Consider the following 376-nt stretch of genomic DNA (forward strand, 5'->3'; position numbering starts at 1 on the left):
TGGTGTGTTTAATGTTGGTAAGAGAAACTTCTGAAACCAAGCTTCAAAAAAGTCGCTCGTCATTGTTTCTTCGTAAGTCATTGGAGCGATTAACTCACCATTTGTTAGCCCTGCAACCAAAGAAATCCTCTGATATCTTCTTCCATATACTTTACCTCTTATTAACTGACCTTTTAATGAGCGACCATATTCTCGATAAAAATAAGTATCGAATCCTGTTTCATCAATATAAACAGGTGCTAGATGCTTTAAACTATTAAAATTTTTAAGAAATAAGGCTACTTTTCCTGGGTCTTGTTCAAAGTAGGTGTGGTTCTTTTTTTTCGAGTGTAGCCCATAGCTTTAAGAGCATAGTGGATAGTAGTTGGATGACAGT

At 35.6% G+C, this 376-nt stretch carries 1 pseudogene; it reads right to left on the reverse strand.

Annotated features, from left to right (window positions below):
- A pseudogene (locus ADF68_RS10650) lies at positions 1–376 on the reverse strand (transposase); the annotation flags it as partial.

This window comes from Streptococcus pseudopneumoniae, assembly GCF_001068775.1.
Taxonomy (GTDB): domain Bacteria; phylum Bacillota; class Bacilli; order Lactobacillales; family Streptococcaceae; genus Streptococcus; species Streptococcus pseudopneumoniae_N.